Origin of the sequence: Pseudomonas sp. GM24 (assembly GCF_000282235.1) — a bacterium.
Lineage (GTDB): Bacteria > Pseudomonadota > Gammaproteobacteria > Pseudomonadales > Pseudomonadaceae > Aquipseudomonas.
This window is the reverse complement of record NZ_AKJR01000091.1, coordinates 1-7,560: the sequence shown is the minus strand read 5'-3', so window position 1 is coordinate 7,560 and position 7,560 is coordinate 1. Positions and strand designations below refer to the sequence as shown.

Genomic DNA, 7,560 nt, shown 5'->3' with positions numbered 1-7,560 from the left:
GAGCCTGCTCGCGATAGCGCCAGATCAGTCAACATCGCGTCGTTTGACAGACCGCTATCGCGAGCAGGCTCACTCCTACAAGGTTTTGTGGTGTGTCATTCCGTGCTGCGTTCGGTTTCTCTAGTCATCACCAGACTCAGCAGAACCGAACTCAGGATGACCCCACCGACCACCGCCAGCGACCATTCCACCGGCATGTGCAACCACGGCATCAACACCATCTTGCCGCCGATAAACACCAGCACAATCGCCAGCCCGTACTTGAGCAAGTGAAAGCGGTCCGCCATGTCCGCCAGCAGGAAGTACAGCGCGCGCAGGCCCATGATCGCGAAGATATTCGAAGTGAACACAATGAACGGATCAGTCGTCACGGCGAAAATCGCCGGGATGCTGTCGACCGCGAACATCAGGTCACTGGCCTCGATCAGCACCAGCACCAGAAACATCGGCGTGGCCCAGCGCACGCCGTTCTGCAGGACGAAAAACCGTTCGCCGTGAAAACCACTGGTGATGCGCATATGCCCGCGCACCCAGCGCAGCAGCGGATTCTTGTCCAGGTCCGGCTGGTGGTCGGCAAACACCAGCATCTTGATCCCGGTGAAGATCAGGAACACGCCGAACGCATACAGCAGCCATTCGAACTGCGACACCAGCCACACCCCGGCAAAAATCATCACCGCGCGCATCACGATCGCGCCGAGCACGCCGTACAACAGCACCCGCCGTTGCAGCTCCGGCGGCACGGCGAAGTAGCTGAAGATCATCACGAAGACGAACATGTTGTCGATCGACAGCGATTGCTCGATCAGATAACCGGTGAGGAATTCGAGGGTTTTTTCCCGGGCAATCTCGGCGCCGAACGCGCCGTGCAGATACCACCAGAGCAGGGCGGCGAAACTCAATGCCAGCAGGCACCAGGCGATGACCCAGGACAAGGCTTCGCGCACTGAGACCCGATGCGCCTTGCGCCCACCGAAGACAAACAGGTCCAATGCCAGCATGGCAAGTACGAAGACGATGAAGGCGCCCCACATCCATGGTTCGCCGATATTGATGTTGGTGGCTGGCATGTCACGCTCCCTGTCTATTCTTGGATTGGGGTCAGACGAGGCCATGCTAGCGACCAGTTTGCGGCAAAGAAAAATCGTTTATTTCTGCGCAACAGTTCGTTAAAAACGAACTATCTGCCCTCGTTGACAGCTCGGGCACTTTTTACGGAGCAATGTTTCCAGCGATGAATACCGACATTCTCGAACCTCAAGCGGTGTGCAGTCCGATCACCAGCAGCGCGATTTTCATCGTTGCGACGCTCAACGACGGGGCTGAAGCCGCGCAAACCGTCAAAGACTGGTGCGGCGATGTCGCCGGGCTAGTGCGTTCGGTGGGCAAGCGCGTACCGACAGGCAATCTGACCTGTATCTGCGGCTTTTCCTCGAACGCCTGGGATCGACTTTTCGGTAATCCACGCCCGGCATCGCTGCACGGTTTTCGCGAATTTGGCGGGGAAGGGCGGCACGCGCCGGCAACCCCGGGCGATCTGCTGCTGCACATTCGCGCCGATCAAATGGATCTGTGTTTTGAACTGGCCACGCAAATCATGGCGGTTCTCGGCGATGCGGTGACGGTGGTCGACGAAGTGCAAGGTTTCCGCTATTTCGACATGCGCAGCATCATCGGTTTTGTCGACGGCACGGAAAACCCGGTCGGACGCAAAGCGGTCAATTTCACCATCGTCGGTGACGAAGATCCGGGCTTTAGCGGTGGCAGTTATGTGCTGGTGCAAAAGTACCTGCACAACATGACCGCGTGGAACGGTTTGAGCGTTGAAGCGCAGGAACGCGTTATCGGGCGCACCAAGCTCTCCGACATCGAACTGGATGACGCGGTCAAACCGAGCAACTCGCACAGTGCGCTGACCACTATCACCAACGCAGCCGGCGAGGAAGTGAAGATCCTGCGTGACAACATGCCGTTCGGCCGACCGGGGGCAGGGGAGTTCGGCACGTTCTTTATCGGTTACGCGCGCTCGCCGGAACCGATGGAGCAGATGCTGGAAAACATGTTCGTCGGCAAGCCGCCGGGTAATTACGACAAGTTGCTGGATTTCAGCACGGCGGTCACCGGTAGCCTGTATTTCGTGCCGTCGGCGGATTTACTGGAAGAGCTGGCGGATCGCTGATCAACGAAAGAACTCCCCCGGCGTTTCACCGAACTGCTGACGAAACGCCGCGATAAACGCCGATGTCGAGTCGTAACCGCAGGCCAGCGCGACGTCGGTGACGCGTTCACCTTTCTCCAGCGGTGTCAGCGCGCCGAGCAGGCGCAAGCGCTGGCGCCAGGCGCGGAAGGTCAGGCCGGTGTCGCGCAGAAACAGGCGGGTGAGGGTCTTCTCGGTGACGCCGAACTTCTCGCTCCAGTGGCTCAGCGTGGTTTGCTGTTCCGGGTGTTGTTCCAGGCTCTGGCAGATCTGCTTCAAGCGCGCGTCTTGCGGCAGCGGCAGCATCAGGTCGATCTGCGGCGCTTCGGCCAGTTGATCGAGGATCACTTGCGCCAGACGTCCATGCGGGCCGCTCTGGTCGTACTCCACCGGAACCTGACTGAACGCGCGGATCAGTTCCCTGAGCAGATCGCTGACGCCGAGCACATGACAGCGCTCGAGCGCCCATCCGGCAACGCTGCAATCGATGTACAGGCTGCGCATTTCCGTGTGCGGCGAGCTGAACACCCGATGCGGTACGCCCGCCGGGATCCACACCGCGCGTTCGGGCGGGGCGACAAAGCGGCCGGCGCTGGTCTGGATTTCCAGCACACCCTGAATCGCATAGGACAACTGCACCCACGGGTGACTGTGGCGCCGGGTCAGGGCGCGATTGGGCAGCGATTCGGTGCGCCCGTACAGTGGACGCGGCAGGCTGGGCAGCCCGGGAATGCTGCGCCGAACGCTTTTGTCATGTCCTTTAGGCGGCATCTTATGGCCCTTCGGCGTTAGTCGGTAATTCGCAGCCACGTTAGAGTCGTCGGCACGCCCTGGCAACCCCCGGATGAACCGACCATGACTCGCCCACGCTTTTTGCCCGACAACTTCACCCTGACGCTGATCGGCGTCGTACTGCTGGCCAGTTTCCTGCCGGCCAGCGGCCAGGTCGCCGTCGGCTTCGGCTGGCTGACCAACATCGCCATCGCGCTGCTGTTTTTCCTGCACGGCGCCAAACTGTCCCGCGAATCGATCATCGCCGGTGCCGGGCACTGGCGCCTGCACTTGCTGGTATTTGGCCTGACCTTTGTGCTGTTCCCGATTCTCGGGCTGGCGCTGAAACCGCTGCTGTCTCCGTTGATCGGCGACAAGCTGTATATGGGCATGCTCTACCTGTGCGCACTGCCGGCAACGGTGCAATCGGCGATCGCCTTCACTTCGCTGGCGCGCGGTAATATTCCGGCGGCGATCTGCAGCGCGGCAGCTTCTAGCCTGTTCGGGATTTTCCTCACGCCATTGCTGGTGACGCTGCTGCTCGACGTCCACGGTGATGGCGGATCGACGCTGGATGCGATTCTGAAAATCAGCGTGCAGTTGTTGCTGCCATTCATTGCCGGGCAGATCGCCCGTCGCTGGATCGGCGCGTGGGTGGGGCGCAACAAGAACTGGCTGAAGTTCGTTGATCAGGGTTCGATTCTGTTGGTGGTCTACGGCGCATTCAGTGAAGCGGTCAACGAAGGCATCTGGCATCAGATCCCGCTAGTCGAACTGCTCGGGCTGGTGGTGGTTTGCTGCATCCTGCTGGCGCTGGTCTTGCTGGCGTCGACGCTGCTCGGCAAGGCGTTCGGTTTTAGCCAGGAAGATCGCATCACCATTTTGTTCTGCGGCTCGAAAAAGAGCCTGGCCACCGGTGTGCCGATGGCGCAGGTATTGTTTGCCGGTAGCACGATTGGTGTGTTGATTCTGCCGTTGATGCTGTTCCATCAGATTCAATTGATGGTCTGCGCGGTGCTCGCTCAGCGTTATGCGAAACGGCCGGAATCGGTGCCGGAGCTGATGGCGCAAGTCGATCCATAACGCACCGACCCCGTGTAGGCGCTGCTGAAGACTGCGCCTACAGAGTTCCTGCGTATTTCACCGCGGCTGCCCGCGAGGGCACGTTCAATGTGCGCAACAACGACGACACATGAATCCGCACCGTGAACGGCGAAATATCCAGTTCACGGGCGATTTCCTTGTTGGTCTTGCCTTGGGCGATCAAGCGCAGCACGTCTTGCTGACGAGGCGTAAGGGCGGCGCCGGTTTCCAGCGGCAGCAAGCCGGACGGCGCAAACTTCACCAGCACCTCACCTTCACGAATCGCCAGAATCGCCTGACCGATTTCATCGGGGGCAATGTTTTTGCCGATAAAACCGTCAATGCCAGCGGTCATGACTTCGCTGATCAGCGACTCATCATCGACCATCGACACCACAATCAGCGTGGTACGCGGCAAGCGTCGACGCAGTTCGGCGAGCTGGCTCACACACGTGAGCCCGGGGAAGCGCAAGTCGAGAATCAATGTGTCCGGCTCGCCCAAAGGCAGCAGCGCCAATACGGCGTCGAGATCGCCCGCTTCTTCGATAACGGCTTCGGGCAGCAACCGCTGCACCGTGCGCAGCATCGCCTCGCGAAACAGCGGGTGATCGTCGGCTATGATAATTCGGCAGGTCATGGCATGACCCTCCCTGGGTCAGGCGTTACTCAAGGCTTGCACCTTAGCACCGGGCGCGAAGGTTGCCTGTAGGCTGATTCGGAAACTGACGATTGCCGCACAAGGACGTTTAACCATGAAGTTCGAGAAAAACACCGAACTCGATCAGGCCAACCTGCGCATCATCATTGCCAGTATTGCCGTGGTTTACATGCTGATACTGGGTTTTTTGCCAGGCCAGCGCTTCGATACATACCTGCCGATCATTACCTACATCATTGTGTTTTTGTTGGCCTCGATCGCCCTGCGTCAGGCGATTGCGCGCTGGCCAGGGCATTACCCGGCGCGACGGATTTTCGCCATGATCCATGATTACACCGGCACCTGCTTTGGTCTGGTGGTGGGCGGCGAGATGGCGTTGCCGCTATACGCGGTGATCATCTGGGTCAACCTCGGCAATGGCATGCGCTATGGCTCGCGCTATCTGGCGATTGCCACGGCGCTGGCGCTGCTGGCATTGCTGTGTGTTTATCGCCTGACGCCGGTGTGGCAGGCGCAACCGTTCATGGTGTTGATGCTGATGCTCACCAGCACGGTGATTCCGTTCTATGCGCACTTGTTGCTGGAACGCACGCGCAAGGCCTCCGAAGAGGCGGTGGCGGCGAATCTGGAAAAGTCGCGGTTTCTCGCTCAGGCCAGTCATGATTTGCGTCAGCCGATTCATTCCATCGGTCTGTTTACTGCCTGTCTGCGTGAGTCGAGACTGGGCGAGGAGGAGCGGCGCTTGGTCGACAATATCGACCGTTCGTTGCTCAACGTTTCGCAACTGTTCCGCTCGATTCTCGATCTGTACACCCTTGATAACGGCCGGGTTCTGCCCAAACTGCAAACCCTCAATTTAGGGGAATGGCTCGCGGATCTGATTCGCCAGAACGCTGAAGCCGCGCGTTGGGCCGGCGTCGAATTGCATGTGCGCCCCTGTGAATATTGGGTGCGCACGGATCCGGCGTTGCTCGCGACCATGGTGCAGAACGTACTGTCCAACTGCTTCAAATACGGTGCGCATCGGCCGGTATTGATCGGTGTGCGTCGGCACGGGGCAGGGCTGTCAATCGTGGTTTATGACCGTGGCAACGGTATCGCCGAGGAGCATCAGGCCAAGGTGTTCGAGGAGTTTTATCGGGTACGGCAAGTGCGCGACAAAGACGTCGAAGGCGTGGGCTTGGGGCTGTCGATCGTCAAGCGTCTGGGTGAGTTGATTGGTGTCGGCGTTACTCTGCGTTCGCGGCTTGGGCGCGGAACGGCGGTGACTTTGTACGGGTTGCCGATCGCCGCGCCAGCGCCGTTAACGGTCAATCGGAATGAGGCGCGCCAAGTCGGTTTGCTGACCGGGCTGAAGGTGTGCCTGGTGGAAGATGACCGCAATGTGCTGCTGGCGACTTCAGCGTTGCTGGAACGCTGGGGCTGTGTGGTTCAGGCCGAGTTGACGGCTCAGGATCTGGTCACCGACTGCGACATCATCGTCGCCGACTATGACCTCGGCACCCATGCCACCGGCATCGAATGTATTGATGATGTGCGCAGGCAGCGCGGTTGGGCGGTACCGGCGATGATCATCACCGGGCATGACGTCGAGAAAATCCAGGCAGCCCTGCACGACCGCGACATCGCCATCCTGTCCAAACCGGTACGCCCGGCCGAACTGCGCGCGACCTTGCGAGCCCTGCGCGATCGCCAGCCCGAACCCACCGAAAATGCCTTGTAGGTGTCCATGGGGCTGTAGGAGCTGCGGCACGCTGCGATCTTTTGATGCTGATGAGAAGAGCAAGATCAAAAGATCGCAGCCTCGTTGCACTCGACAGCTCCTACAGGGTCAAGCGTCTAGCGTTTGCACAGGTAATCCTGGGTGATGGTGGTTTGCAGGCAGTTGTATTGGCCCATGGTGCGGCAGATATTTTTCTCCGAGCCGGTCACTTCGGCGTTCTTGTAGCCCCAGGTCTTGCAGCGTTGTGCGGCGACGGTCAGGCCTTGTTCGGCGCTGGTCTGGCCGCTTTCGAATTGGCCCAGTTCATAGGAGACCTGGACGACGCCATCGTTTTTGCTGCCGCCGGTGGCCTCCCACTGTTTCGGCGTGGCACAGCCAGTCAGGAACAGGGCGCTGAGGGTGAGTGTTGCGATCAGGGTTTTCATGGGCAAACGGTGTCCTTTACCGGGCGGGGAAGTTACTGCAGTGGAATCGGCGAGGCGCCTTTCGGCAGGCACGACAGCGGCGGCGACATCATGCCCATGCTGGCCACGGCGATGATTACGCCGCTGGGCAATTCACAGTTGTATTCCCCGGCCGGGGTGTACGCGGTGTAGTAGGTGAGGGTGCTGTCGTTGCGGATGTTGTCGATTTTCGACACCGGTTTACCGATCACCGTCTGAGCGCGTTCTTTCATGCTCGCTTCAGTCGGTTTCACGGTCTGGCAGGCGGCCACGCTGAGCAGCACGGCACCGAATACGGCGATTTTGGTGAGGTTTGCATGGAGTTTCATGGTGTTTCTTCCTTGGTGTTGTTCTGATTTCCAGGCACAACGATCCCGCACGCTGCGAACTGGCAACGTTGAGGAACATCGGGGGTTGCGGGGGAATATAACGCCAGCTGACAGGCCGGTCGATTAGCACAAATGTGCTAGTGCGGCGCTCAACAGGCAGCTCGCTAAAACCGCCTGTTGCGCCGAAGGAGGATTACTGGGGACTGTTGAACTGGTCGGAATAACTGCCGGTCATCAGTGCGGAGGCGACGCGATCAGAACCAACGCCGACACGCGAATAGGCAACCCGATTGACGCCGGTGCGATCGGCGCCATCTGCCGCCAATGCGCCCGCACCGACATGATCGGCACCATCA

The 7,560-nt window shown here is 59.6% G+C and carries 8 protein-coding genes; 3 read left to right on the top strand and 5 right to left on the bottom strand.

All coding sequences use genetic code 11. From position 1 onward, the window contains the following. Window positions 1-95 precede the first annotated feature (95 nt). Window positions 96-1,070, bottom strand: coding sequence for a TerC family protein (locus tag PMI23_RS13040; protein ID WP_007910861.1), 975 nt, complete (start codon window positions 1,068-1,070; stop codon window positions 96-98). A 164-nt stretch (window positions 1,071-1,234) separates the two neighbouring features. On the opposite strand from PMI23_RS13040, the gene PMI23_RS13035 reads away from it, so the two are divergent. Then, a complete protein-coding gene (locus PMI23_RS13035) occupies window positions 1,235-2,179 on the top strand; it encodes a Dyp-type peroxidase (RefSeq protein ID WP_007910862.1) in 945 nt (314 codons plus the stop codon). On the opposite strand, the gene PMI23_RS13030 is transcribed toward PMI23_RS13035, so the two are convergent. Continuing rightward, the gene (locus tag PMI23_RS13030; protein WP_007949862.1) at window positions 2,180-2,968 is read right to left on the bottom strand and encodes an AraC family transcriptional regulator; all 789 of its coding nucleotides are present in this window, start codon (window positions 2,966-2,968) and stop codon (window positions 2,180-2,182) included. Window positions 2,969-3,052: 84 nt separating this feature from the next. Between PMI23_RS13030 and PMI23_RS13025 the strand changes: the two genes are divergently transcribed. Continuing rightward, entirely contained in the window at window positions 3,053-4,051 is a 999-nt protein-coding gene (locus PMI23_RS13025; protein ID WP_007910866.1) for a bile acid:sodium symporter family protein, read from the top strand. Window positions 4,052-4,088: 37 nt separating this feature from the next. Here the strand turns inward: PMI23_RS13025 and PMI23_RS13020 are convergent, their stop codons facing one another. Further along, window positions 4,089-4,688: a response regulator transcription factor gene (locus PMI23_RS13020; RefSeq protein ID WP_007910868.1), complete on the bottom strand. Its 600-nt coding sequence runs from the start codon at window positions 4,686-4,688 to the stop codon at window positions 4,089-4,091. 115 nt (window positions 4,689-4,803) lie between these two features. Here PMI23_RS13020 and PMI23_RS13015 point away from each other — a divergent pair, with 115 nt between their 5' ends. After that, on the top strand, window positions 4,804-6,432 hold the full coding sequence (locus tag PMI23_RS13015; protein ID WP_007949861.1) for an ATP-binding response regulator: 1,629 nt from the start codon (window positions 4,804-4,806) through the stop codon (window positions 6,430-6,432). A gap of 116 nt (window positions 6,433-6,548) precedes the next feature. On the opposite strand, the gene yecR is transcribed toward PMI23_RS13015, so the two are convergent. Together yecR and PMI23_RS13005 are read right to left on the bottom strand one after the other, a co-directional pair. After that, window positions 6,549-6,857 carry a YecR family lipoprotein gene (gene yecR / locus PMI23_RS13010; protein WP_007918065.1) on the bottom strand — a complete coding sequence of 103 codons (309 nt, stop codon included), beginning with the start codon at window positions 6,855-6,857 and terminating at the stop codon, window positions 6,549-6,551. Between the two features lie 32 nt (window positions 6,858-6,889). Further along, entirely contained in the window at window positions 6,890-7,204 is a 315-nt protein-coding gene (locus PMI23_RS13005; protein WP_007918063.1) for a hypothetical protein, read from the bottom strand. Window positions 7,205-7,560 lie beyond the last annotated feature (356 nt).

Bases quoted from the DNA above. Each gene is read 5' to 3' on its own strand.
- PMI23_RS13040 (WP_007910861.1), bottom strand. From the start codon at position 1,070: ATGCCAGCCACCAACATCAATATCGGCGAACCATGGATGTGGGGCGCC.
- PMI23_RS13035 (WP_007910862.1), top strand. From the start codon at position 1,235: ATGAATACCGACATTCTCGAACCTCAAGCGGTGTGCAGTCCGATCACC.
- PMI23_RS13030 (WP_007949862.1), bottom strand. From the start codon at position 2,968: ATGCCGCCTAAAGGACATGACAAAAGCGTTCGGCGCAGCATTCCCGGG.
- PMI23_RS13025 (WP_007910866.1), top strand. From the start codon at position 3,053: ATGACTCGCCCACGCTTTTTGCCCGACAACTTCACCCTGACGCTGATC.
- PMI23_RS13020 (WP_007910868.1), bottom strand. From the start codon at position 4,688: ATGACCTGCCGAATTATCATAGCCGACGATCACCCGCTGTTTCGCGAG.
- PMI23_RS13015 (WP_007949861.1), top strand. From the start codon at position 4,804: ATGAAGTTCGAGAAAAACACCGAACTCGATCAGGCCAACCTGCGCATC.
- yecR (WP_007918065.1), bottom strand. From the start codon at position 6,857: ATGAAAACCCTGATCGCAACACTCACCCTCAGCGCCCTGTTCCTGACT.
- PMI23_RS13005 (WP_007918063.1), bottom strand. From the start codon at position 7,204: ATGAAACTCCATGCAAACCTCACCAAAATCGCCGTATTCGGTGCCGTG.